The sequence below is a fragment of the Aeromonas sp. R1-1 genome (assembly GCF_040908495.1).
Classification (GTDB): Bacteria; Pseudomonadota; Gammaproteobacteria; order Enterobacterales; family Aeromonadaceae; genus Aeromonas; species Aeromonas veronii.
On record NZ_JBFODV010000298.1, the window covers coordinates 1 to 23,417 of the forward strand.

Sequence of the window (23,417 nt, forward strand, 5' to 3'; positions counted from 1 at the left end):
GCAGATCCCCCTCCCCTTATTCCTCACCTTAACATGGCGAGGATAACAAAGCGGCTGCCGGTGAGGGCAGCCGCAAGGACTTATTTCTTCTTCATCTTCAGCAGGCGTTTGCGCTGACGTTCCTGACTCAGGGTCATGGTGTTCTTCTTCCCTTCAAACGGGTTGACCGACTCCTGGAACTCGACCCGGATTGGCGAGCCCATAATCTTGAGGGACTTGCGGAAGTAGTTGATCAGATACCGCTTGTAGGAGTCCGGCAAGTCGTTCAGCTGGTTGCCGTGGATCACGATACGCGGCGGGTTGTAGCCACCGGCGTGGGCATACTTGAGCTTGACGCGGCGACCGTTGACCATCGGCGGCTGGTGATCTTCCTGCGCCATCTGCATGATGCGGGTCAGCATGGCCGTGCTGGTACGACGGGTGGCGGACTGGTAAGCCTCCTGAATGGATTCAAACAGATGGCCGACACCGCTGCCGTGCAGGGCGGAGATGAAGTGGACGCGAGCGAAGTCGATGAAGCCCAAGCGACGATCCAGCTCGTTCTTCACATCTTCTTTCACCTTCTGATCCAGACCATCCCACTTGTTCACCACCAGCACCACGGAGCGACCGGCGTGGAGCACATAGCCAAGGATGCTCAAGTCCTGATCGGTGATGGTCTCCTGGGCGTCGATCACCAGCAGGCAGACGTTAGCATCTTCAATGGCTTTCAGGGTCTTGATAACGGAGAACTTCTCCACCGTCTCGTGCACCTTGCCACGACGACGCACACCGGCGGTATCGATGACCACATACTTCTGCTCGTCACGCTCCATCGGAATGTAAACGGAGTCACGGGTGGTGCCGGGCATGTCATAGACGATGACCCGATCTTCACCCAGCATGCGGTTGGTCAGAGTAGATTTACCGACGTTGGGACGACCAACGATGGCGAACTTGATGGGCAGGTCGGCGAACGGGGTCTCCTTGGTGTCCTCTTTGGTATCGAGTTCACCGGCAGCAACCATGCGCAGCAGGGCTTCTTCGTCGAAGTCCTCCTCTTCCTCATCCTGCGCATCTTCATCGGTAGCGGAGTCGACCAGGGTCTCCAGATGGGGAGCCAGGGCCAGTTCCAGCAGGCTCAGCACGCCACGACCGTGGGCGGCCGCGATCTGGTAGACCTCGCCCAGCGCCAGACCGTAGAACTCGGAGACCGCGGAATCACCGTCGATACCGTCGGTCTTGTTGGCCACCAGAAATACCTTCTTGTGGGCCTTGCGCAGGTGCTCGGCGATGGCTTGATCCGCCGCGGTCAGGCCTGCACGGGCATCCACCATGAACAGCACGACGTCCGCTTCTTCGATGGCCAGTAGAGATTGCTCGGCCATCTTCAGCTCGATCCCCTCTTCGGTGCCATCGATACCGCCGGTATCGACCACGATAAATTCCAGCTCGCCCAACTTCGCCTGACCGTATTTACGGTCCCGGGTCAGACCGGGAAAATCGGCAACCAGGGCATCCCGAGTACGGGTCAAGCGGTTAAACAGGGTGGATTTCCCCACGTTGGGGCGGCCCACCAGGGCTACTACAGGAGTCATAAAAGCCTCATTCTCAAGACGACAAAGGCTCCGGGTCCGAAGACCAGGAGCCGGATATTCACATTATCGGACGATCAAGGACGCTTGAGGGCGTACAACTTGCCGTCACGGCTCTGCACATACAGGGTCTCGCCATCCACCAGCGGGGCGGCGTAGAGACCACTGCTATCGAGCTGCTGCATCGCCTTGATGGTACCGTCGGTACGATCAAGCCAATACAGGTATCCTTCCACATCACCCACCACCACATAGTCACCGAAGATGACAGGTGCAGTGACGGTACGATTTTCCAGCTGGGTGTTTGACCACAGCTCCAGACCGTTGCGACGGTCGATGGCAAACAGGTGGCTGCGACTGTCGGTCAGCACGATGGCATTGCCAGTCATCGCCAGATCGCGATAGCCGGAATACTTGCGCTTCCACACTTCATCGCCGGTCATCAGTTTGCGCGCCATCAGCTGACCGTTGTAGGCGATGGCGTAGAGCTCATCACCGGCGATCAGCGGGCTGGCATCGACGTCAACCATGCGGTCCAGCTCGGTGGCACCGCGCGGATCAGCCACCTTCGACTGGCGCACCGGCTGGCCATTGCTCAGCAGGGCGATGCCCACCTTGCCATCGGCACGACCGTAAATCACGGCGCCGTTGGTGATCACCGGTGCACCGGCACTGCGCAGGGTCAGCGGCGGCTGCTCTTCGGAGAGCGACCACTGCATCTTGCCTTCGTCGGTGTCGAGGGCGATCAGGCGACCGGAGGTGGTCAACACTACCACGCGGCCATCTTCCACCGCAGGGCTTGCCACCACTTCGCCGGGCACATTGGTCTGCCACAGCACTTCGCCATTCTCTTCGTTCAGGGCGTAGACCACCCCGTTCTCGGAGCCGAGGAACAGCTTGCCGTAACGGGAGACCAGACCACCGGAGAGACGAGCGCTACGCTTGTCGGCGTTGACCGGCAGGTCGGCCAGATCGACAGTCCAGAGGCGATCGCCACTGGCACGGTCAAAGGCGCTGACATCGCCGTCACGGGCCGCCGCATAGATACGATCCTCTTCCACCACCGGCTTGAGCTGGGAGTAGAAGTCACCGATACCATCACCCACAGTAGATGACCATGCGGTGTCGGCAGTGAAGGCAGATTCAACCTTGGGCAGCGGCGCCATCGGGTTGAGATCCTCTTCGGAACTGAACAGGGAGCAACCCTGCAGAGCGAAGGAGACCGCAGCCCCCAGCGCCACCATCTTGAATAGATTACGCATCCGGTGCCTCACCAGTCGCAACGGCCGGCAGGGCCAGATCGTCCATTTTCAGCTTGAGCTCGGCGCTACCCTGCAGGCCGCCGGCATCCGCCGCCGCCTGATAGGCATCACGAGCCTCTTCGGTCTTGCCCTGCTTTTGCAGCACATCACCACGGGCTTCGGCTACCTGCGCCTTGAAGGCCTCATTCTGGATGGTTGCCAGCTTGGCCAGCGCTTCATCTGCCTTGCCCTGATCATTCAGCACACGGGCCAGACGCAGCGCCGCGATGGGACGAATGCTCTCGTCACCCGTGGTCGCCACCAGCTCCAGCTGCTCGACAGCCAGATCCAGCTTGCCCGCCTTGACGGCAGCGGCAGCCAGTTGCAAAGCGGCCAGTTCACCGTAGGAGTCACCCTTGTTGGCGGTAACAAACTGCTGTGCCTGCTCGAAACCGGCGGCATCGCCCTTGGCCAGCTGCTCAATCACCAGGTTGTAAGAGTGGGAGGAGGCCTCCATGGTCTCTTGCTGGTGCTGGTTGTAATAGCGCCAGCCGAACAGACCGACCAGACCGATCACGGTCCCGGCAATCACCGAGGTTCCGTTCTCTTTCCACCACTCCTTGATAACCTCAACCTGTTGTTCTTCGGTGGTATAGACTTCCACAGCTTACTCTCCTTTGGCTGCCAGCAGGGCAATGGCGGCGTCAACCTTGACGGTCTGTTGCTCGGCCTGACCACGCAGATATTTGATAGTGATCTCCCCGTTTTGCACCTCGGTCTCACCAAGGATCAGGGCGATTGCCGCGCCGCTCTTGTCGGCACGTTTGAGTTGTTTCTTGAAGTTGCCACCACCGCAGTGGCTCATGAGGCGCAGGTCCGGCAGGGCATCGCGCAGACGCTCGGCCAGCTGAAAGCCAGCCTGTTCGGTCCCCTCGCCCACCATCGCCAGATAGACATCCACCGCCGGGCGGATATCGGCGTTGAGCTCGAGGGTCTCCAGCATCAGCACCAGACGCTCCATACCCATGGCAAAACCCACGGCCGGGGTCGGTTGACCGCCCAGCTGCTCTACCAGACCATCGTAGCGGCCACCGGCACAGACGGTGCCCTGGGCACCCAGACTGCTGGTGACCCACTCGAACACGGTCAGGTTGTAGTAGTCAAGACCACGCACCAGACGTTCGTTCACTTCGTATTTGATACCGGCAGACTCGAGCAGGCGCTTGAGCCCCTCGAAGTGGGCCAGGCTCTCTTCGCCCAGATGGTCGAACAGACGCGGGGCACCCGCCAAAATGGCCTGCACCTTTTCATCCTTGGAGTCGAGCACCCGCAGCGGGTTACTGTACATGCGGCGCTGGCTCTCTTCGTCCAGCTGCTCCTTGTACTGCTCCAGATAGGCCACCAGCGCATCGCGGTAAGCGGCACGCTCGGCGCTCTGACCCAGGGTGTTGAGCTGCAGGGTGACATGCTCGCTGATGCCAAACAGACGCCACAGACGGTGGGTCAGCATGATCAGCTCAGCGTCGATGTCCGGCCCGTTGATGCCAAACAGCTCGACACCGAATTGGTGGAACTGGCGATAACGGCCCTTCTGGGGACGCTCGTGACGGAACATGGGGCCCATGTACCACATCCGGCGTTCCTGGTTGTAGAGCAGACCGTGTTCGATACCGGCACGGACGCAGCTGGCGGTCCCTTCCGGACGCAGGCTCAGGCTGTCGCCGTTGCGATCTTCAAAGGTGTACATCTCTTTTTCGACCACGTCGGTCACTTCACCGATGGCGCGCTTGAACAGATGAGTCTGCTCGACAATCGGCATGCGCACTTCGCTGTAGCCATAGCTGGCAACGACCTGGCGCAGGATCTGTTCAACCTTCTGCCATACCGGGCTCTGCTCCGGCAGGCAATCATTCATACCGCGAATAGCTTGGATCTGTTTTGCCACGTTGATACTCGAGAAAAAGAGGTAAAATTTGGCCGCATTATAGGGATTTTCCCCCCCAAGGTAAAATCAGGGAATCCGGATGCGGGATTTAAAATCAGTCACCTGGAAAAAGGGCCACCCAATGTGGCCCTGTTTCGCTCACTCCTTGTCCATCGGGATCCGGTTGGCGGGATCCAGCATGGCGGCGCGGGCGCGAATGCGGCGCTCCAGAGTTGGAATGAGATCCTTGTTGTCGAGCCGATCGACCCGCTGGCCCCCTTCATAGAAGGCACTCTTGTTGGCGGCACCCGCCAGACCAAGGTCGGAGACCAGCGCTTCACCCGGCCCATTCACCACACAGCCGATGATGGAAACATCCATCGGGGTGATGATGTCTTCGAGCCGCTCTTCCAGAGCATTGACGGTGGCGATCACATCGAACTCCTGCCGTGAGCAGGATGGGCAAGCGATAAAGTTGATGCCACGGGAGCGAATACGCAGGGATTTGAGGATATCGAAACCGACCTTTACCTCCTCCACCGGATCCGCCGCCAGCGAGATCCGCAGGGTATCGCCGATGCCGTCGGTAAGCAGCATGCCCAGACCGATGGCAGACTTCACCGCGCCGGCACGGAAACCGCCCGCTTCGGTGATGCCAAGGTGCAGCGGCTGTTCAATCTGCTTGGCCAACAAGCGATAGGCACCGACTGCCAGGAACACATCGGAGGCCTTGACGCTCACCTTGAAGTCCTGGAAATCGAGACGATCGAGATAGTCCACGTGACGCATGGCGGACTCCACTAGCGCCTCTGGGGTCGGCTCGCCGTACTTCTCCTGGATATCTTTCTCCAGCGACCCGCCATTGACCCCGATACGGATCGGGATATTGAGGTCGCGCGCGCAATCGACCACTGATCGCACCCGCTGCTCATTGCCGATGTTGCCCGGGTTGATACGCAGGCAGTCGGCACCGTACTCGGCCACTTTCAGGGCGATGCGATAGTCGAAGTGGATATCGGCAACGATGGGGATGCGGGTCTGCTGTTTGATCAGCCGGAAGGCTTCCGCCGCTTCCATGGTGGGCACGGAGACACGGACGATATCGGCACCGACCCGCTCGATCCGCTGGATCTGCTCGATGGTGGCGGCGACATCTGTGGTCTTGGTGTTGGTCATGGTCTGCACGGTAATGGGGGCATCGCCCCCAACCGGTACATTACCAACCATGATCTGTCTGGATTTACGACGAATGATGGGTGATTCGTGAGAAGACATGGGAAACAGATTACTCCTGCGGCAGTGAGAAGCGGGCTGTACGACCGTTGTTGTAACGGCTCATATCAAACGACTGACCCTTGTAGTCAAGCTTGACGGCCATGGGCGCGCCAATGATGAACTTCAGGGGCTCGGCGCCTTCCAGCACCAGCTCGTCGTTGGCCTTCTTCAGACCACTGAACAGGGTCTTGCCGTTGGCATCCTTCACATCCAGCCAGCAATCGGCGGTGAAGCTCATCTTCAGTTGCGGCGCAGTCGCCGGATCAACGACAGCCTCTTCAGATTCAGTGCCATTGGCGCCGGATACCGCAGCATCGGTCGCAGTGCCGACAGCCGCGCTGACATCGTTCGGGGCAATAGCCGCTGAAGCAGGCGCCAGGGTAGCCGTCGCATCGGAGACCACCGCAGGGGCAATCACGTCCGTGGCTGCCGGTGCGTTGGCTGCGCCTTCCACCGGAGCGGTGTTAATTGCATCGGGCGGCGTGATGGCAGGTTCAGCCGGAGTCGAACCGGTTGCACTCATCTCGGTGGCTGCCAGCGCTTCATCACCGGCGGAGCGGCGTGAAGTACTCTGCCACCACCAGGCGACCGAGAGCGCAATCAACACCAGGATCACCAGCCAGGTCACCACCTTGAGCCGACTGTCGTTGGCTTGCTGGCGGGAGCGACGGGAGAAGCTCTGCATGTCGATATTGTCGGGAGGAGTCAGACCCAGCTTGTCGTAAGCAGCCAGAATGGTCTCGTCGGGGATCCCGACCAGCTTGGCATAGGTACGCAGATAGCCCCGAATAAAGGTATGGGAGGTGTGCTTGTCGTAGGTATCCGATTCGATAGCGGCGATCAGGGTCAGACGAAGGTGAATGCGGGACGCAACCTGTTCTCGTGTCCAGCCAAGCTGTTCACGGGCGTTGCGCAGCAATTGGCCTGGGCCTACTGCCTGGGAGTCGTCTTGGAAATCGTGTTGCTGTTCAATAGTCATTGGCTAAATAACGCTTGGCTTGTTGCGAAGTGGGATATTGCCTTACCAGCTCAGTCCCGAATTGGTGAAGTAATGCCGGCTTGTCCATCGCCTGTGCCAGCCGAAGTCTCAACCAGAGACTCTCCTCGTTCTCGTCTGACACATCGGCAAAACGGGCGAGGTAGGACTGCACATCAGGCAGCTTGCCATCTTTCATGGAAAGCTCGGCCAAGTCCAGCAATAACCCTGGATTGCGGGGATTATACCCCAAGGCCAGGCGATAGTACTCGCCTGCTTTATCATTTCTGCGATTTTGCAGCGCACAAAGTGCCGCATTTTCATAGGTATCGGCAATTTTTACATAGCCTGGCTGAATAACAGCCTGGTTGAACGCCTGATCTGCCTCGGCATACCTTCCGCGATCACAGAGGAAGGCACCATAGTTGTTCATTGCGTCAGCATTGGACGGATCCATGGCAAGGGCGTTCTTGTAATGGGTCTCGGCTGCCTTGAAATCTCCTACCTTCTGGTAAAAGTAGGCAAAGCCGATCTGGATCTGGGGGTTGGAGGGGTCATACTGGAGGGCGCGGTCAAGATTGAACTTGGCCTGCTCGGCATTGCCCTGACGCAGGTACTGGATACCCAGGTCGAGGCGGGTTTGGGCAGCCGCCTTGAGGTCAGGACCCACTTCACGCTGGGTCGAGTTCTGGCCAGCGTAAGTGGTCTCGGTCACACAGCCTGGCAGCGCGCAGAGCGCTGCCACTACGATCAATGTACGTGTATCCATTCCCTGTCTATACAATGGCTTAGCATTTAAACCATTTTGACGGAAATCCCATCCTGTTGCATCCGATTTTTGATAGTTCGCTTGGTACGGTCAATCACGTCACCCACCAGCTGACCACAGGCGGCATCAATGTCATCACCACGGGTCTTGCGGACAATCACGGTGAAACCGTACTCCATCAGCACCTTGGAGAAGCGATCGATACGGCTGTTGCTCGGCTTGCCGTAAGGGTTGCCCGGGAAGGGGTTGAACGGGATCAGATTGATCTTGCTCGGAGTGTCCTTGAGCACCTTGGCCAGCTCGTGAGCATGCTGCATATCGTCATTGATATGATCGAGCAGCACATACTCGACGGTCACCCGACCACCGTTGGCATTGGATTTGGCCAGGTAACGACGGACACCGGCGAGGAACTCCTCGATGTTGTACTTGTCGTTGATCGGCATGATCTCTGAACGCAACTTGTCGTTCGGGGCGTGCAGGGAGATAGCCAGCGCCACGTCGATCTGGTCACCCAGCTTGTCCAGCGCAGGTACCACGCCAGAGGTGGAGATGGTCACCCGGCGCTTGGAGATGCCAAAGCCGTAGTCATCCATCATCAGACGCATGGCGGGCACCACGTTGGCGAGGTTGAGCAGCGGCTCGCCCATCCCCATCATCACCACGTTGGTGATGGGACGCTTGCCACCGACCACGCGGGCCGCACGCCACACCTGACCGATGATCTCGGAGACTTTCAGATTGCGGTTGAAGCCTTGTTGAGCCGTGGAGCAGAACTTGCACTCCAGCGCACAGCCAACTTGAGAGGAGACGCATAGGGTCGCGCGGTCATCTTCCGGGATGTAGACGGTCTCGACCTCCTGATCGCCCACCTGCAAGGCCCACTTGATGGTGCCATCGGCAGAGCGCTGCTCGCGGCTGATCTCGGGCGCCTTGATCTCGGCGATCGCCTTGAGGCGCTCTTTGAGCACCTTGTTGACGTTGGTCATCTGATCGAAATCATCACACCCAAAGTGATAGATCCACTTCATGACCTGATCTGCCCGGAATGGCTTCTCGCCCAGTTCGACGAAAAAGGCACGCATGGCATCCCGATCAAGATCCAGCAGGTTGATTTTTGTTTCGCTCATCAATGGCCTCAGTTCAAACACTTCATCAATTATTGGCTGACGACGTCAGGGGGCGGCATTGTACAAATAATGGGTCTGGCTTTCCACCTGGAGAATAGAGGGATATTGCGTAAACGGCGAAAACAACAAAGGGAGCCGAGGCTCCCTTGGGTCATCATCCACAAAAATCAGCCGCGCGGGCAGATCTCGTTGTCAGAGAAGAAGTAGGCAATTTCGCGGGCAGCGGATGCCGGTGCATCGGAGCCATGCACTGCGTTGCGATCGATGCTCTCGGCATAACAGGCACGCAAGGTACCAGCCAGCGCCTCTTTCGGGTTGGTAGCCCCCATGATCTCGCGATTGCGACGGATGGCGTCTTCCCCTTCCAGCACCTGCACCATGACAGGGCCAGAGGTCATGAAGCTGACCAGATTGTCATAAAAAGGCTTGCCCTGATGCTCGGCATAGAAACCGGCAGCCTGTTCACTGCTCATGTGCAGCATTTTGGATGCCACCACTTTCAAGCCTGCGCTTTCGAAACGGCTATAGATGGCACCGATCAGGTTCTTGCTGACAGCATCCGGTTTGACGATAGAGAAGGTACGTTCGATGGCCATTGATATCTTTCCTTAACTACAGAGTTTTATTGTTAGAATCCATGTTCGCTGGCGATTATACGTAAACAAAAACCGGAAAAACACACAAACAAGCAACTTTTTATTAAACATTACTCCCTTGCAATCAACATCCACACTCATCTTGACCGAGTAGAGCCGGAAAATATGTGCGCTTGCGCACGATAGTTACCTTAAGCCGCCAAAACCCCATCTTTTGTTCACAATTCGAACAGCATGAAAAAGGCACCCGAAGGTGCCTTGTCTCGCCTATTTGGCTTCCGCCAGCAGGGCCCGCGCTATGGTGCGCATCCCCAGGGTATTGGCCCCCGGCGCCCAGAGGGCATCGCCGTTGTCACTGAAGCAGGCGGCCAGATCGATATGCAGCCAGCCCATCCCTTCGTTGGCAACGAAACGGGAGAGGAAACCCGCAGCGTTGGAGGCGCCACCCGGCCCGCCCCCCTTCACCGGACGGCTGTTGGCCGTGTCGGCGTAATGGGAGGGACACTGCTGGCGGTGCCAGGGCTCCAGCGGCAGCGGCCAGGCAGGCTCATGCTCGGCATCGGCATAGGTCATGGCCCGGCTTACCAACCCTTTGTCGAGGCCGAACAGGGCATTGTAGCGCCCACCCAGCGCCATCACGGCTGCGCCAGTCAGGGTCGCGGCATCGATGATCAGCGGTGCGCCGGACTCGCTCGCCAGTTGCAGACCGTCAGCCAGCACCAGCCGCCCCTCGGCATCGGTATTCACAATCTCGACCGTGGTGCCGTTCTTGTAGGTGAGGATGTCGCCCAGCTTGTAGGCGTGGCCGGAGACCAGGTTCTCGGCGCAGCAGAGGATCAGCTTCACCCGCTTGTCGAGCCCGCGCAGCATAGCCAGCGCCAGCGCACCGGTGACAATCGCCGCGCCCCCCATGTCGCACTTCATGGTGAGCATCCCCTCGGAGCTCTTCATGGAGTAGCCGCCGGAGTCAAAGGTGATCCCCTTGCCCACCAGCGCTGCCGCTACCGGCGCCTTGGGGTCACGCCCCGGGTTGAAGTCGAGCTCCAGCAATACCGGTTCGCGCGCACTGCCGCGGCCCACCTGATAGAGGCCGACCCAGCCCGCCTGTTGCAGCGCTTCGCCTTTCAAAATGCGATGACTCACCTTGTCCGGCGCCAGCTCGGTAATAAAGGAGGCCGCTTCCACCCCCAGCTCCAGCGGGCCCAACTGCTCCGGGGTGGCATTGGTCATCTCGCGCACCCAGCGGCCGCAGAGCCAACGCGCTTCCAGCTCCTCTCTGTCCTCTTCCGAGGACATGGCCCACTGCAGTTGCACCTCCGCCTTGGGGGTTTGCAGCCCTTGGGCAAAAGCCCACTGCTGTTCACGCTCCCAGTGACCAGCCAGGGTCACTTTCTGGATCCCCTGCAGGCAGAGGCGACGGGCCGCCTGCTGGATATCGAGCAGCGGATTGGCCGTCACCAGATGGATCACCATGCCGTCGGCACGGTGAGAGAGCAGCGCCCCCTCCCCCCACTCGGCCGGTGCAAATTCACGACTTAACCAGACATTCATGCGGTCACCTCCTGCAGCCAGCGGGCGATGGTACGCAGACCGTGCCCCTTGGCGCCGGTCGCCCAGAGATCATTGCCCGATTTCTGATAAGAGGCTGCCAGATCCAGGTGCACCCAACCCTTGCCCTCATCACGTACGAAACGGGAAAGGAACGCAGCAGCCGTGGTGGCACCGGCCGTGCCTTCTGCCGAGGCGACGTTGCCCAGATCGGCAAAGGCCGAGGTGAGCTGGCTGGCATGCCAGGGCTCCAGCGGCAGCGCCCACGCCTGTTCGTTTTCCACCTTGGCGGCGGCCAGCGCACGCTGCTGTTCGGTCTCATCGAGGGCAAACACCGCATTATAATCGCGCCCCAACGCCATCTTGGCGGCGCCGGTCAGGGTGGCTGCGTCAAGGATATAAGCCGCACCGCTGTCGGAGGCCGCCATCAGGCCATCGGCCAGCACCAGACGACCTTCCGCATCGGTGTTCTGGATCTCGACCGAAACCCCATTCTTGTAAGTGAGGATGTCGCCCAGCTTGAAGGCGTGGCCGGAGACCAGGTTCTCGGCGCAGCAGAGAATGAGCTTCACCCGCTGGTTCAGGCCGCGGCTGATAGCCAGCGCCAGCGCGCCGGTCACCATGGCCGCGCCGCCCATATCGGACTTCATCGGCAGCATGTTGTCAGAGGACTTCATGGAGTAGCCACCGGAATCAAAAGTGATCCCCTTGCCCACCAGCGCCGCCACCACGGGCGCATTGCGATCACCGGTCGGGTTGTAGTCGAGCTCCAGCAGCACAGGCTCGCGCTCGCTGCCACGGCCAACCGACCAGATCCCGATATGGCCGGACTCGCGCAGCGCTTCACCGGCGGTGATGCGGGCAGTGACCTGATCCCCGGCGATACCACGAATGAGCAACAGGGCCGATTCCGCCAGACTCATGGGGTAGATCTCTTCCGGACAGCCATTGGTGATGTCACGTACCCAGCGAGCCGCCTTGAGCAGCGCATCCAGTTCACGGGCTTCCGCGTCGCTCTGCTTGCCGAAATCCAGTTCACGCGCACCCTTGGCGGCGTAGAACCCCTGGGCGAACGCGTAGCGACGCTCCAGATCCCAGCCTTCACCGACCAGCGTCACCCGCTTGATCCCGCTCGATTCGAGGCGACGGGCGGAGCGCTGAACGGTGCGCAGAATATCCTTCTCCTGACCGGCGGTACCAAGATGGATCAGAGCCTCGTCGCCATTAAAACTGAGCTGGGCGCCCTCGCCCCAATAGGCGGCCGCAGCCTGGGTGGATAACGCTACCTTCATCATGTCAGCCATCGTGTTTGCTTCCTTTTTACTGGCACTATGTATAAGCACTCTTTATGGGCAAAGAGCTTATTGGCAAAGAGAGAATAACGAATACAAAAAAGGCCGTGCCCCCGAGGGTCACGGCCTTCCACCATATCACTGAAGCACCACAGGATGCTGCACGTGCAATTCACTCATGTGTAATTAATGGCGTTCAGAGGCAAGGTTCAGGGTGTACTTGGGCAATTCCACCACCAGATCCTCGTCCGCCAGTTTTGCCTGGCAGCTGAGGCGCGATTCCGGCTCCAACCCCCACGCCTTGTCCAGCATGTCGTCTTCCAGCTCGTCACTTGGCTCGAGCGAGTCAAAGCCCTCGCGCACCACGCAGTGGCAGGTGGTGCAGGCACAGGATTTCTCGCAGGCGTGCTCGATTTCGATACCGTTGCGCAGCGCCACATCTAGAATGGTCTCGCCGCTTTGCCCCTCGAGGGCGGCGCCATCCGGACAGAGTACGGGATGAGGAAGAATGATCAGTTTTGGCATATTACACCTTGTTGACGTTTTGTCCGGTCAGCACCTTGCGGATGGAGGCGTCCATCCGGCGGGCTGCAAACTCGCCACTGACAGCATCGGCTGCCTCAATGGCTTCTTTGATTTGATGGGTTGCACCGCTGTTGCGCATGGTCAGCAGATGGGCGATGGCGGCATCAATCTCGGCACGCTCGGCAGCATTGAGCAGGGCATCGCCATCAGCGGCCAGCGCGGCATTGAGACTCTCGACCACCCGGTCAGCTTCAACCTGCTGCTCGGCCAGCATGCGGGCATCCATATCCTGCTGGGCGTTCTCGATGGAGGCACTCAGCATGTTGAGGATATCCTGCTCCGCCAGCCCGTAAGAGGGCTTGACCTGGATCTCGGCCTGCACGCCGGAGGATTTCTCCATGGCGCTGACCGAGAGCAGACCATCCGCATCCACCTGGAAGGTGACGCGAATATGGGCGGCGCCGGCTGCCATCGGCGGAATACCGGTCAGGGTAAAGCGGGCCAGGGAGCGGCAATCGGCCACCAACTCGCGTTCACCCTGTACCACGTGAATGGCCATGGCGGTCTGACCATCCTTGAAGGTGGTGAACTCCTGGGCGCGGGCAACCGGGATGGTGGTGTTGCGCGGGATCACCTTCTCGGCGAGGCCACCCATGGTCTCCAGACCCAGCGACAAGGGGATAACGTCCAGCAGCAGCATCTCGGCATCGGGCTTGTTACCCACCAGAATATCGGCCTGGATGGCGGCGCCGATGGCGACCACCTTGTCCGGATCGATACTGGTCAGCGGCGTACGCTGGAAGAACTCGCCCACCAGTTCACGCACCAGCGGCACCCGGGTGGAGCCACCGACCATCACCACTTCCAGCACTTCCACCTGCTCAAGACCCGCATCGCGCAGGGCGCGGCGACAAGCCAGCAAGGTCCGTTTCACCAGCGGGGTGATGAGTTCATCAAACTGGCTACGGCTCACTGAACCCTGCCAGCCAGCAAAGGTGCACGCCACCTGCTCGGCATCGGTCAGGCCGTGTTTGACGGCAGCGGCCACATCCAGCAGCTCGCGCTGCAGATGGGCATCCAGCTCGCCGGAGAGGCCCGCTTGCTCCTTGATCCAGTCCGCCAGCAGGTGATCAAAATCATCACCGCCGAGGGCGGAATCGCCGCCGGTAGCCATCACTTCAAACACACCGCGATGCAGCCGCAGAATGGAGATATCGAAGGTACCGCCCCCCAGATCGTATACCGCGATCACCCCTTCCTGACCGGAGTCAAGGCCATAGGCAATCGCAGCCGCAGTCGGCTCGTTGAGCAGTCGCAGCACGTGCAGACCGGCCAGACGGGCCGCATCCTTGGTCCCCTGACGCTGGGCATCATCGAAATAGGCGGGCACGGTAATGACCACGCCATCGAGATCGCCCCCGAGTGTCTGGGCGCCACGCTCGGCCAGCTTTTTGAGAATTTCGGCCGAGACCTGCACCGGATTGACCAGCCCCTGACGGGTTTGCAGTTGCGGCATGCCATTGTCGGCGGCAACAAACTGGTAAGGCTGCTGGCGGGTATCGATATCCGCCAGCGCCTTGCCCATCATCCGTTTGACCGAGACGATGGTGTTGTGAGGATCGAGTGCCGCTTCGCGCTTGGCATCAATTCCGACCCGAATGGCGTCGCTTTGATAGTGCACCACTGACGGAAGCAGGTCGCGCCCTTGCTCATCGCAAAGGGTATCGGCGTGACCACTGCGAACCGCAGCGACGAGAGAGTTGGTGGTGCCGAGATCGATGCCGACGGCACGTTTGTGCTGATGAGGAACAGCGCTCTGGCCGGGTTCGGCGATTTGCAGTAATGCCATGGGTAATGAAACTTCCAGCGTTAAAGGATCAAGACTCGAGAAGCGAGTCTTCGAATCGTTCCAGCTCTTCAAGGAGCTTGTCGACAAACTTGAGTTTGCGAACGCAATCAGCGGCAACGAGATCTTTACCGGCGGCAAGAGACTCGGTCAGCTGCTGCATCAACATCTGGTGATCATGCCTGATCTCGCTGCGAAAATCCTTGATTGCGCGCTCAGGGTCTGCGTCATCTTTCAGATCGGCCAGACGCTCGCGCCACTCCAGCTGCTGCATCAGAAACGCGCTATCTTGCAGAGTCTGCTGTTCACCACGGATATCGGTGCCACGCAGGGAGAGCAGATATTCTGCACGGCGCAGCGGCGCCTTGAGGGTGGTGAATGCTTCGTTGATCTGGGCGGCACGTTGCACCGCAGCCAGCTGCTCCCGTTCGGGGGCGGTGGCAAAACGATCAGGATGGAATTGGGTTTGCAGCTGGCGGTAGGTATCAGCCAACTGACGGGTATCGAGCTCGAAGCCTTCAACCAGCCCAAACAGCTCGAAATGATTCATGCAAACCTCTTGGAAACGTTCGCCACAACCTCACTCGCCCCTGGCAAATGATATGTGGTTGAACGGGTCATGGGCGACCCGCTCAACCACAGACGAAGGATCATTGACGTCAAACATCTCAGACACTGAAGCTTTCGCCGCAACCACACTCGCCTTTGGCGTTGGGATTGTTGAACTGGAAGCCCTCGTTGAGGCCCTCCTTGACGAAATCCAGCTCGGTGCCATCCAGATGGATCAGGCTCTTGGCATCGACAATAATCTTGACGCCCTGCTGCTCGAACACCTGATCCTCATCGGTCAGTTCATCAACGAACTCAAGCACGTAGGCCAGACCGGAGCAGCCAGTGGTTTTGACGCCGAGGCGCAGGCCAATGCCCTTGCCCCGGTTAGCCAGAAAAGAGGAAACCCGTGCCGCGGCGGCATCTGTCATGGTAATAGCCATACTGCTCTCCGGCGCTTAGAGACCTTTCTTCTGCTTGTAATCGGCGATGGCGGCCTTGATGGCGTCCTCGGCCAGAATGGAGCAGTGGATCTTCACCGGTGGCAGGGCCAGCTCTTCGGCGATATCTGTGTTCTTGATGCCAGCCGCTTCGTCCAGGGTCTTGCCCTTGACCCATTCGGTCACCAGGGAGCTGGAGGCGATGGCAGAACCGCAGCCGTAGGTCTTGAACTTGGCATCTTCGATGATGCCTTCGTCGCTGATCTTCAATTGCAGCTTCATCACGTCGCCACAAGCGGGCGCACCGACCATGCCGGTTGCAACGCTGGGATCATTCTTGTCAAAACCACCGACGTTGCGAGGATTCTCGTAGTGGTCGATTACTTTTTCACTGTAAGCCATATCTCACTCCTGCTAATTCTGTTGCTCACTGACCCGGTGGATCAGTGATGAGCCCATTCGACCGTGTTCAGATCGACGCCGTCTTTGTACATCTCCCACAGGGGGGACATCTCGCGCAGACGACCGATGGAGTCACGAATAAGCTTGACCGCGTAGTCAATCTCTTCCTCGGTGGTGAAGCGACCCATGCTGAAACGGATGGAGCTGTGTGCCAGCTCATCGTTCAGACCCAGTGCGCGCAGCACATAGGAGGGTTCCAGGCTGGCGGAGGTACAGGCCGAACCGGAAGAGACCGCCAAATCTTTCAGCGCCATGATGAGGGATTCCCCTTCCACATAGGCAAAGCTGACGTTGAGGTTGCCCGGAACACGTTGCTCCAGATCGCCATTGATGTAGACGGCTTCAATGTCCTTGATGCCATTCCACAGACGCTGGCGCAGTGCCAAGATACGCTCGCCTTCACTCACCATCTCTTCTTTGGCGATGCGGAAAGCTTCGCCCATCCCGACGATCTGGTGGGTCGGCAGAGTACCGGAACGCATGCCTCGCTCGTGGCCGCCACCGTGCATCTGGGCTTCCAGACGAACGCGGGGTTTGCGGCGAACAAACAGTGCACCGATCCCTTTCGGACCGTACACCTTGTGCGCTGAGACGGAGAGCAGGTCCACTTTCAGTGCTTCCACATCTACCGGGATCTTGCCCACACTCTGAACGGCATCCACGTGCAGCAGGATCTTGCGGGAACGGCACAACTCGCCGATGGCGGCAATGTTCTGAACCACGCCGATTTCGTTGTTCACATGCATGATGCTCACCAGGATGGTGTCATCACGCATGGCATTCTCGATCATCTCGATAGTGAACAGGCCGTTGGGCATCGGCTCAAGATAGGTCACCTCGAACCCTTCACGCTCCAGCTGGCGACAGGTATCGAGCACCGCCTTGTGTTCGGTCTTGGAGGTGATGATGTGCTTGCCCTTGCTGGCATAGAAGTGGGCAACACCCTTGATGGCCAGGTTATTGGATTCGGTCGCACCGGAAGTGAAGACGATCTCGCGGGGATCGGCACCGATCAGATCTGCCACTTGATTACGGGCCAGATCCACCGCCTCTTCGGCTTGCCAGCCAAAGCGGTGAGAACGGGAAGCCGGATTGCCGAACAGGCCATCCATGGTGAGACACTGCATCATTTTTTCTGCGACACGCGGGTCCACCGGACAGGTTGCCGAATAATCAAGGTAAATAGGCAGTTTCATGTTTTTCTCCGTCACAGTCCGGGTCATACAGAGTCCCGCTGTGGAAAGCACGTTTATAGTTGGACTTTCAAGCTCACATCGCCGTGTTCTGCCCGATCAACCAGGGACAACACGGTCTTCATTTGTTCATCTTGCTTGCCGGCAATGCGGCGCACATCGGCCTGGCGTACCAGCTCGGCCAGCGTGATATCCCCGAGGAAGCTGGAGATCCGCTCACTCAAATCACGCCACAGGGAGTGAGTCAGGCACTGGGTACCGCCGTGGCAACCGCCCTTGCCGAGACACTTGGTGGCATCGACCGACTCATCGACCGCGGTGATCACCTGACCAACCGAAATCTCGCCTGGGGCCAACCCGAGGCGATAACCACCACCCGGGCCACGCACGCTGCTCACCAGACCATGTTTGCGCAGGCGGGCAAAGAGCTGCTCGAGATAGGACAACGAGATGCCCTGGCGCTCGGAAATATCGGCAAGGGGGACGGGCCCCTGCTCTGCATGCAGCGCCACGTCGAGCATGGCGGTTACAGCGTAACGTCCTTTTGAAGTCAGTCTCATGTGCCTTACCGTCTTGCGAAGCAATTTAATGGGGCACATGGTCACATACCCGACCAAATCAGTCAAGTATATGGTTGAGTAAATCAGTCGGATTAATCCGGTACGTGCGCTTTCTGCACCGAGGTCAGAATACCGCGCAGAATGTTGAGCTCAGCTGCTTCCGGCCGAGCCCGATTGAACAGGCGACGCAGCTTGCTCATCACATGACCCGGATGGTCATCGGCAATAAAACCGGTCTTCATCAGGGTTTGTTCCAGGTGCTGATAAAACCCTTCCAGCTGGGCGGCACTCGGATAGACCATCTCGTCTTCAGGCTCGGCGGCCTGCCCCTGCAGCCAGCGCATCCGCACTTCGTAGCAGAGAGTCTGCACCGCCATGGCCAGATTGAGAGAGCTGTAATCAGGATTGGCCGGAATGGCCACGTGGTAGTGGCACTTTTGCAATTCGTCGTTGGTGAGACCAGTGCGTTCACGGCCAAACACCAGCGCGACCGGGTGCTGCATCCCCTCGACTATCGACTTTTCGCCGGCCTCACGGGGATCGAGCATGGGCCAGCTCAGGGTTCGCGAGCGGGCGCTGGTGCCAATCACCAGACCACAATCGGCGATCGCGTCGTCCAGTGTCGGGACGATACGGGCATTGGCAAGCACATCGCTGGCACCAGCCGCCAGGGCGAAGGCATTGTCATCCGGCAAGGCTTGCGGATCAACCAATACCAGCTGGGTCAACCCCATGGTCTTCATGGCGCGTGCCGCAGACCCCATGTTGCCGGTATGAGAGGTGTTTACCAAAACGATACGAATCTGATCCAACATGCCCAGTCAATCTTCAGTCAAAAATGGCGCGCAATTGTAACATAAGAGAACACCATGTTGGCACCGTAAAAGCCGAGCCATTTCAGAACAAAACCACCTGTTTGTATAACAAACCAGCATGAGGGAAGTGAGAGGGGGGGACTAAACTTGATGGATATCCGATAAACGGCACAGGAGACACCACGCCATGCTTCCTCCCTTTATCTATGAGAGATTGCCCAGCCTCTACCTGCTGGCAGCCATTGCCATTATTACGTTGAGTGAACAGCCCCTGCTCTGGTTTGCAGGCGCCTTGCTGTTTATCGCCGGAGCGGTGACCTGGATGATGCGCTCCAGCTACCGACGTACCGATCTGATTATCTTTCCGAGCAAACGCTGGCTACAGCCGGAGTGGCTGTATGAAGCGCAACCCTTTATCTGGCTGGCTGCGGGGCTGGCCATGTCACAGCTGCCCGCCCCTGCGGCACTCATCGCCTTGGTGCCCTGTCTGTGGGCCTGTCGCTGCCTCTGGGCACGGCACCATTATCGTCGCCATGCCCATGGGGTGATTGTCCACTTAAGACGGGATCCCGCCCGGCGCCGTCTGCACCGGAGCCTGCGCTGACTCGGTGCGGGCGCGTTCGATAAACGTCGCCAGATCCATCAGGGGATACTTCATCAGGCTTGGCAAGCCATCGAGATCCAGACTGTCCATCAGGTTTTTCACCTCAAGGCCCAGTTCGGTATCCCCTTCTATCTTCAGCTTGCGCTGGAAAAAGAGCGAATCCGGATCCTCTTTGCGACCAGCGATGAGGATCAGGTCGTTGGCGGTACCGCTGAAGCAGACATCGGCCTTGTCACACTCGCGAGCCACCACCAGCTGGCCATTCTGCTCACTGATAAACCAGCACAGCTCCAGATCAGAGACTTCGACTTTCAGCCACTTGTCTGCCAGAAACTCGAAATCGCCATCTTCGATAGCCTCTTTGAAAACCCGGGCCAGCAAACTCTCCATCAGCTGCTTTTGCAGATTGAAGGGAACCAGCTTGAGGGGATGGCGCAAGAAGCGCGGAGCCTGTTCGACCAGGCGGCGTTGCAGTTGTTGAAACACGATAGACTCCCTTTTTTGCGCATTCAAACACAGGGAGAGTGTCAAGATCCTGTTGGAAATCAAACTTGTGCAGGGTTACCTCAAGAAGGGTAAAGCCACACAAAGCTGCCTCAGGTCAAAAAGCGGGAGTGCATGGCTGCATACAATCAGGGCTCGTTTGCCCTTCATATGCACTCTCGGAGCGTACCAATGGAATTACTCTGTCCGGCAGGCAGTTTGCCGGCACTGAAAACCGCCGTGGATAACGGGGCCGATGCCGTTTATATCGGTTTCAAGGATGACACCAATGCCCGCCACTTTGCCGGTCTCAACTTTACCGACAGCAAACTGGAGAAGGCGGTGGATTATGTGCATCAACATGGTCGCAAGCTGCATATTGCCATCAATACCTTTGCCCATCCCGGGGCCGATACTCGATGGAAACAGGCGGTTGATCGCGGGGTGGCCCTCGGCGCCGATGCGTTAATCATCGCCGATCTCGCCGTGCTGGAATATGCCAGCCGCCACTACCCCGAGATGGAACTCCATGTCTCGGTGCAGGCCAGCGCCACCAATGCCGCCGCCATTCGCTTCTATCAGCAGCAATTCAATGTCACACGGGTGGTGCTGCCCCGGGTGCTCTCCATGCATCAGGTCAAGCAGCTGGCCCGCGAGACCGATGTTGGCCTAGAGGTATTCGCCTTTGGCAGCCTCTGCATTATGGCCGAGGGGCGCTGCTATCTCTCCTCCTACATGACTGGCGAGAGTCCCAACACCGTCGGCGCCTGCTCACCGGCCAAGTTCGTCCGTTGGGAAGAGACCCCGAATGGTCTCGAGTCGCGGCTCAACGAGGTGCTGATCGACCGCTATGGCCCGGGCGAAAATGCTGGCTATCCGACCCTGTGCAAGGGGCGTTTCGACGTGGATGGCCAGACCTACCACGCGCTGGAAGAGCCCACCAGTCTCAATACCCTGGGTCTCCTGCCCGAGCTGTTCAAGACCGGGATCCAGTCGGTCAAGATTGAAGGGCGCCAACGCAGCCCCGCCTATGTGGAGCAAGTGACCCGAGTGTGGCGTGCGGCCATCGATGCCTATCAGGCCAATCCCGAGGCCTATCAGGTCAAAGCTGAGTGGGATGCCCAGCTAGCCCGCGTCTCCGAAGGTAGCCAGACTACCCTCGGCGCCTACCATCGTCAGTGGCAATAAGGAGTCCACCCATGCAATTTTCTCTCGGGCCTCTGCTCTTCTACTGGCCCAAAGCCGATACCGAAGCCTTTTACCATGCCGCCGCCGACAGTCAGGCCGACATCATCTATCTGGGGGAGACCGTCTGCAGCAAGCGGCGCGAACTCAAAGTCGATGACTGGATTGCGCTGGCCCGTCAGATGGCCTGCTTCGACAAGCAGGTGGTGCTCTCGACCCTCGCCCTTATCTCCGCCCCCTCCGAACTCAAGGAGGTGAAGCGGCTGGTCGACAATGGCGATCTGATGGTCGAAGCCAACGATCTCGGTACGGTGCAACTCGCCTGGGAGGCAGGGATCCCCTTCGTCTGTGGCCCCGCCATCAACGCCTATAACGCCGATGTGCTGCGCATGTTGCTCAAACAGGGGATGAAACGCTGGGTCATGCCGGTGGAGCTCTCCCGTGACTGGCTGATCCAGCTCAATCAGGATCTGGGCCCCCTACGCGACCAATTTGAGGTGGAGGTGTTTGCCTACGGCCATCTGCCGCTCGCCTATTCGGCGCGCTGCTTCACCGCCCGCTCCCTCGACAAACCGAAAGACAACTGCGAGCTCGCCTGCATCAACTATCCCACCGGACGACTGGCCAACAGCCGCGAGGGGCAACGGGTGTTCAATCTCAACGGGATCCAGACCCAGTCCGGCTACTGCTACAACCTAGGTAACGAGCTGGCTGGTATGGAAGGTCTGGTAGATGTGGTCAGGCTTTCGCCGCAAGGGATGGAGACGCTGGAGATGCTGGCCCGCTTCAAAGCCAACCGTCAGGGCCAGGCTCCCCTCCCCTTGCAGCAAGGAAGCGATTGCAACGGCTACTGGCGCCAGATCCCCGGCATGAGCCTGGTGGAGTAAACCCGCCATTCGCCCAACAAAAAGGCCTCATCAGAGGCCTTTTTATCACTATCTGGCAGTAGATCAGTAGGGCTGATCCCCCTTGTTACGAGCGCTCTGGGCACCTGGCGGCAAGGGCTTGCGCGCCATCAACTCCAGCTCCAACAGCGCATAGCGGTGCTCGATGAAGTCATAGACGTTGTTAGATAAGGCCAGCTTGAAGTAGCTGATGGCTTCCTTGCGGTTACCTTTGCCCAGCTCGAACTTGCCCAGATAGAAGTAGGTTTCACACAGGCGCTCGGCAAGCTCCCGGTTATCCTTCACCCCTTTCACCACGTTACCCATCAGCTGGGAAGCGTTGAGCTCGCCGGTATAGAGGCGAACCAGATCCCAGTTCCAGGCATCGTCATCGTACTTGTTGAGACGCTCGCGCATCCGGCTCATGGCGGCCGACGGGTCGAGTTTCTGCTCGGCCAGATAGAGCCAGATCACCCGATAGGGGTCTTCCGGCTGCGCCTCATAGAAACGCTTCATATCGGCCGCGGCCAGTTCGGGACGATTGCCGTAATAGAGGGCGATGCCACGGTTGAGATAGGCATAGTCATAGTCCGGCGCCAGCTCGAGGGCGGAATCGAACGCATCATAGGCTTCGTCGTAATTCTGCTGCTGTACCAGATAGACGCCGATGAAGTTGTAGGCTTCGGCGAAATCCGGTTTCTCCCGCAGGGCACGGTTGAAATCGAGCCGCGCGAGGGAACGCAGACCAACCCGATCAAACACCACGGCACGCTCATAGAACAACTCTGCCCGTTGCTCGGTGGTCAGTTCCATTTCACTGAGCATCTGCCCGAGTCGGGCGAGCGCCAGCTCACTCTGGTAGGAGACCTGCAGGGGGGTCGCCAACACCAGTGAAGCAGGCTGCGGCTTGGAAACCTTGGGGGTGTTAACCTGACTGCTACTGCTGCAACCCCACATGGGAAGCAACAACAGGATACCGAGGAGGTATCCAATCCCTTTCCTGACGTTCAATGAACACTCCGACGCTTACGCTTGACCCCGCATATGGTAAAGGTCAACTGCCGCTTTGTCATGTAGCTGTGCCCCTCTACCTCAAATAAATCAGGATTCGACAGGGTATCCGGCATCGCACCAACCGCGAAACCCGCCGTCGACGCTGATCACCTTGCGATAACCCATCTGTTGCAGGTTGTCCGCCGCCAGAATTGAGCGAAAACCACCACCACAATAGAGGTAGAGCTCGGTCTCGAGATCCGGGAACTGGGTCTCGATATCCCGCTCAATCACGCCACGACCCAGATATCGGGCACCGGGCAGATGGCCTTTGGCCCACTCGCTCTCTTCCCGCACGTCGATCAGGTGAAACGTGCGCCCTTCGTCCTGCCAGCGCTTGATCTGGTGAACATCGGTTTCGGTGATGCGGGAGCGGATCCCGTCAACCAGCGCCAAAAAACGGGGATTGTGATGCATGACAAACTCCTGTTGTTTAAATCATGTGCGTCAGCAAACGACACGCAGAGATTAGAAAAGAGCGCCATGAGGCGCT

The 23,417-nt window shown here is 58.8% G+C and carries 25 protein-coding genes; 3 read left to right on the forward strand and 22 right to left on the reverse strand.

Features of this window, described 5'->3' with window-relative positions:
* Window positions 1–80: 80 nt before the first annotated feature.
* The 19 genes from der to trmJ form a co-directional block, all read right to left on the reverse strand.
* Complete coding sequence (gene der, locus AB5Y92_RS20350) at window positions 81–1,577, reverse strand: ribosome biogenesis GTPase Der (RefSeq protein ID WP_005333794.1); 1,497 nt, start codon at window positions 1,575–1,577, stop codon at window positions 81–83.
* A gap of 74 nt (window positions 1,578–1,651) precedes the next feature.
* Complete coding sequence (gene bamB, locus AB5Y92_RS20355) at window positions 1,652–2,836, reverse strand: outer membrane protein assembly factor BamB (RefSeq protein WP_005333796.1); 1,185 nt, start codon at window positions 2,834–2,836, stop codon at window positions 1,652–1,654.
* On the reverse strand, window positions 2,829–3,479 hold the full coding sequence (locus AB5Y92_RS20360) for a YfgM family protein (RefSeq protein WP_368227501.1): 651 nt from the start codon (window positions 3,477–3,479) through the stop codon (window positions 2,829–2,831). Before AB5Y92_RS20360 ends, bamB begins: the two co-directional genes overlap by 8 nt.
* A gap of 3 nt (window positions 3,480–3,482) precedes the next feature.
* Window positions 3,483–4,760 carry a histidine--tRNA ligase gene (gene hisS / locus AB5Y92_RS20365; protein ID WP_005351051.1) on the reverse strand — a complete coding sequence of 426 codons (1,278 nt, stop codon included), beginning with the start codon at window positions 4,758–4,760 and terminating at the stop codon, window positions 3,483–3,485.
* Between the two features lie 138 nt (window positions 4,761–4,898).
* Window positions 4,899–6,014, reverse strand: coding sequence for a flavodoxin-dependent (E)-4-hydroxy-3-methylbut-2-enyl-diphosphate synthase (gene ispG / locus AB5Y92_RS20370; RefSeq protein ID WP_005333801.1), 1,116 nt, complete (start codon window positions 6,012–6,014; stop codon window positions 4,899–4,901).
* Window positions 6,015–6,024: 10 nt separating this feature from the next.
* Window positions 6,025–6,993 carry a cytoskeleton protein RodZ gene (gene rodZ / locus AB5Y92_RS20375; protein ID WP_069527795.1) on the reverse strand — a complete coding sequence of 323 codons (969 nt, stop codon included), beginning with the start codon at window positions 6,991–6,993 and terminating at the stop codon, window positions 6,025–6,027.
* Window positions 6,983–7,774 carry a PilW family type IVa pilus biogenesis/stability lipoprotein TapF gene (gene tapF, locus AB5Y92_RS20380; RefSeq protein ID WP_085943024.1) on the reverse strand — a complete coding sequence of 264 codons (792 nt, stop codon included), beginning with the start codon at window positions 7,772–7,774 and terminating at the stop codon, window positions 6,983–6,985. Before tapF ends, rodZ begins: the two co-directional genes overlap by 11 nt.
* An 11-nt stretch (window positions 7,775–7,785) precedes the next feature.
* Window positions 7,786–8,889 carry a bifunctional tRNA (adenosine(37)-C2)-methyltransferase TrmG/ribosomal RNA large subunit methyltransferase RlmN gene (locus AB5Y92_RS20385; protein WP_005344856.1) on the reverse strand — a complete coding sequence of 368 codons (1,104 nt, stop codon included), beginning with the start codon at window positions 8,887–8,889 and terminating at the stop codon, window positions 7,786–7,788.
* Between the two features lie 167 nt (window positions 8,890–9,056).
* A complete protein-coding gene (gene ndk, locus AB5Y92_RS20390; RefSeq protein WP_005333805.1) occupies window positions 9,057–9,485 on the reverse strand; it encodes a nucleoside-diphosphate kinase in 429 nt (142 codons plus the stop codon).
* A gap of 267 nt (window positions 9,486–9,752) precedes the next feature.
* Window positions 9,753–11,036: an aminopeptidase PepB gene (gene pepB / locus AB5Y92_RS20395; RefSeq protein ID WP_368227503.1), complete on the reverse strand. Its 1,284-nt coding sequence runs from the start codon at window positions 11,034–11,036 to the stop codon at window positions 9,753–9,755.
* Complete coding sequence (gene pepB, locus AB5Y92_RS20400; protein WP_368227505.1) at window positions 11,033–12,337, reverse strand: aminopeptidase PepB; 1,305 nt, start codon at window positions 12,335–12,337, stop codon at window positions 11,033–11,035. The genes pepB (AB5Y92_RS20395) and pepB (AB5Y92_RS20400) overlap by 4 nt, the downstream gene beginning before the upstream one ends.
* A 174-nt stretch (window positions 12,338–12,511) precedes the next feature.
* Window positions 12,512–12,850 carry an ISC system 2Fe-2S type ferredoxin gene (gene fdx / locus AB5Y92_RS20405; protein WP_005333808.1) on the reverse strand — a complete coding sequence of 113 codons (339 nt, stop codon included), beginning with the start codon at window positions 12,848–12,850 and terminating at the stop codon, window positions 12,512–12,514.
* Between the two features lies 1 nt (window position 12,851).
* Complete coding sequence (gene hscA, locus AB5Y92_RS20410; RefSeq protein WP_005351033.1) at window positions 12,852–14,699, reverse strand: Fe-S protein assembly chaperone HscA; 1,848 nt, start codon at window positions 14,697–14,699, stop codon at window positions 12,852–12,854.
* Between the two features lie 28 nt (window positions 14,700–14,727).
* Window positions 14,728–15,246: a co-chaperone HscB gene (gene hscB / locus AB5Y92_RS20415; RefSeq protein WP_167569478.1), complete on the reverse strand. Its 519-nt coding sequence runs from the start codon at window positions 15,244–15,246 to the stop codon at window positions 14,728–14,730.
* Between the two features lie 118 nt (window positions 15,247–15,364).
* Entirely contained in the window at window positions 15,365–15,688 is a 324-nt protein-coding gene (gene iscA / locus AB5Y92_RS20420; protein WP_005333812.1) for an iron-sulfur cluster assembly protein IscA, read from the reverse strand.
* Between the two features lie 15 nt (window positions 15,689–15,703).
* Complete coding sequence (gene iscU / locus AB5Y92_RS20425; RefSeq protein WP_005333813.1) at window positions 15,704–16,087, reverse strand: Fe-S cluster assembly scaffold IscU; 384 nt, start codon at window positions 16,085–16,087, stop codon at window positions 15,704–15,706.
* Between the two features lie 41 nt (window positions 16,088–16,128).
* Window positions 16,129–17,343, reverse strand: a complete 1,215-nt coding sequence (locus tag AB5Y92_RS20430; RefSeq protein WP_013723838.1) for an IscS subfamily cysteine desulfurase — start codon at window positions 17,341–17,343, stop codon at window positions 16,129–16,131.
* 53 nt (window positions 17,344–17,396) lie between these two features.
* Window positions 17,397–17,900, reverse strand: coding sequence for a Fe-S cluster assembly transcriptional regulator IscR (gene iscR / locus AB5Y92_RS20435; RefSeq protein WP_026035025.1), 504 nt, complete (start codon window positions 17,898–17,900; stop codon window positions 17,397–17,399).
* A 92-nt stretch (window positions 17,901–17,992) separates the two neighbouring features.
* Window positions 17,993–18,715: a tRNA (cytosine(32)/uridine(32)-2'-O)-methyltransferase TrmJ gene (gene trmJ, locus AB5Y92_RS20440; RefSeq protein WP_064341955.1), complete on the reverse strand. Its 723-nt coding sequence runs from the start codon at window positions 18,713–18,715 to the stop codon at window positions 17,993–17,995.
* Between the two features lie 187 nt (window positions 18,716–18,902).
* On the opposite strand from trmJ, the gene AB5Y92_RS20445 reads away from it, so the two are divergent.
* A complete protein-coding gene (locus AB5Y92_RS20445) occupies window positions 18,903–19,319 on the forward strand; it encodes a hypothetical protein (protein WP_005351023.1) in 417 nt (138 codons plus the stop codon).
* Here the strand turns inward: AB5Y92_RS20445 and AB5Y92_RS20450 are convergent.
* Window positions 19,272–19,805: an SCP2 domain-containing protein gene (locus AB5Y92_RS20450; protein WP_005344837.1), complete on the reverse strand. Its 534-nt coding sequence runs from the start codon at window positions 19,803–19,805 to the stop codon at window positions 19,272–19,274. The genes AB5Y92_RS20445 and AB5Y92_RS20450 overlap by 48 nt on opposite strands.
* A 189-nt stretch (window positions 19,806–19,994) precedes the next feature.
* Between AB5Y92_RS20450 and AB5Y92_RS20455 the strand changes: the two genes are divergently transcribed.
* Window positions 19,995–20,990 carry a peptidase U32 family protein gene (locus AB5Y92_RS20455; protein WP_042080116.1) on the forward strand — a complete coding sequence of 332 codons (996 nt, stop codon included), beginning with the start codon at window positions 19,995–19,997 and terminating at the stop codon, window positions 20,988–20,990.
* 11 nt (window positions 20,991–21,001) lie between these two features.
* Window positions 21,002–21,874, forward strand: coding sequence for a U32 family peptidase (locus tag AB5Y92_RS20460; protein ID WP_368227507.1), 873 nt, complete (start codon window positions 21,002–21,004; stop codon window positions 21,872–21,874).
* A gap of 63 nt (window positions 21,875–21,937) precedes the next feature.
* Here the strand turns inward: AB5Y92_RS20460 and nlpI are convergent, their stop codons facing one another.
* Window positions 21,938–22,882, reverse strand: a complete 945-nt coding sequence (nlpI, locus tag AB5Y92_RS20465; protein WP_368227508.1) for a lipoprotein NlpI — start codon at window positions 22,880–22,882, stop codon at window positions 21,938–21,940.
* Window positions 22,883–22,972: 90 nt separating this feature from the next.
* Window positions 22,973–23,341: a rhodanese-like domain-containing protein gene (locus AB5Y92_RS20470; RefSeq protein WP_019446086.1), complete on the reverse strand. Its 369-nt coding sequence runs from the start codon at window positions 23,339–23,341 to the stop codon at window positions 22,973–22,975.
* Between the last annotated feature and the right edge of the window lie 76 nt (window positions 23,342–23,417).

Bases quoted from the DNA above. Each gene is read 5' to 3' on its own strand.
- der (WP_005333794.1), bottom strand. From the start codon at position 1,577: ATGACTCCTGTAGTAGCCCTGGTGGGCCGCCCCAACGTGGGGAAATCC.
- bamB (WP_005333796.1), bottom strand. From the start codon at position 2,836: ATGCGTAATCTATTCAAGATGGTGGCGCTGGGGGCTGCGGTCTCCTTC.
- ispG (WP_005333801.1), bottom strand. From the start codon at position 6,014: ATGTCTTCTCACGAATCACCCATCATTCGTCGTAAATCCAGACAGATC.
- rodZ (WP_069527795.1), bottom strand. From the start codon at position 6,993: ATGACTATTGAACAGCAACACGATTTCCAAGACGACTCCCAGGCAGTA.
- AB5Y92_RS20385 (WP_005344856.1), bottom strand. From the start codon at position 8,889: ATGAGCGAAACAAAAATCAACCTGCTGGATCTTGATCGGGATGCCATG.
- ndk (WP_005333805.1), bottom strand. From the start codon at position 9,485: ATGGCCATCGAACGTACCTTCTCTATCGTCAAACCGGATGCTGTCAGC.
- pepB (WP_368227503.1), bottom strand. From the start codon at position 11,036: ATGAATGTCTGGTTAAGTCGTGAATTTGCACCGGCCGAGTGGGGGGAG.
- pepB (WP_368227505.1), bottom strand. From the start codon at position 12,337: ATGGCTGACATGATGAAGGTAGCGTTATCCACCCAGGCTGCGGCCGCC.
- fdx (WP_005333808.1), bottom strand. From the start codon at position 12,850: ATGCCAAAACTGATCATTCTTCCTCATCCCGTACTCTGTCCGGATGGC.
- hscA (WP_005351033.1), bottom strand. From the start codon at position 14,699: ATGGCATTACTGCAAATCGCCGAACCCGGCCAGAGCGCTGTTCCTCAT.
- hscB (WP_167569478.1), bottom strand. From the start codon at position 15,246: ATGAATCATTTCGAGCTGTTTGGGCTGGTTGAAGGCTTCGAGCTCGAT.
- iscA (WP_005333812.1), bottom strand. From the start codon at position 15,688: ATGGCTATTACCATGACAGATGCCGCCGCGGCACGGGTTTCCTCTTTT.
- iscU (WP_005333813.1), bottom strand. From the start codon at position 16,087: ATGGCTTACAGTGAAAAAGTAATCGACCACTACGAGAATCCTCGCAAC.
- AB5Y92_RS20430 (WP_013723838.1), bottom strand. From the start codon at position 17,343: ATGAAACTGCCTATTTACCTTGATTATTCGGCAACCTGTCCGGTGGAC.
- iscR (WP_026035025.1), bottom strand. From the start codon at position 17,900: ATGAGACTGACTTCAAAAGGACGTTACGCTGTAACCGCCATGCTCGAC.
- trmJ (WP_064341955.1), bottom strand. From the start codon at position 18,715: ATGTTGGATCAGATTCGTATCGTTTTGGTAAACACCTCTCATACCGGC.
- AB5Y92_RS20445 (WP_005351023.1), top strand. From the start codon at position 18,903: ATGCTTCCTCCCTTTATCTATGAGAGATTGCCCAGCCTCTACCTGCTG.
- AB5Y92_RS20455 (WP_042080116.1), top strand. From the start codon at position 19,995: ATGGAATTACTCTGTCCGGCAGGCAGTTTGCCGGCACTGAAAACCGCC.
- AB5Y92_RS20460 (WP_368227507.1), top strand. From the start codon at position 21,002: ATGCAATTTTCTCTCGGGCCTCTGCTCTTCTACTGGCCCAAAGCCGAT.
- AB5Y92_RS20470 (WP_019446086.1), bottom strand. From the start codon at position 23,341: ATGCATCACAATCCCCGTTTTTTGGCGCTGGTTGACGGGATCCGCTCC.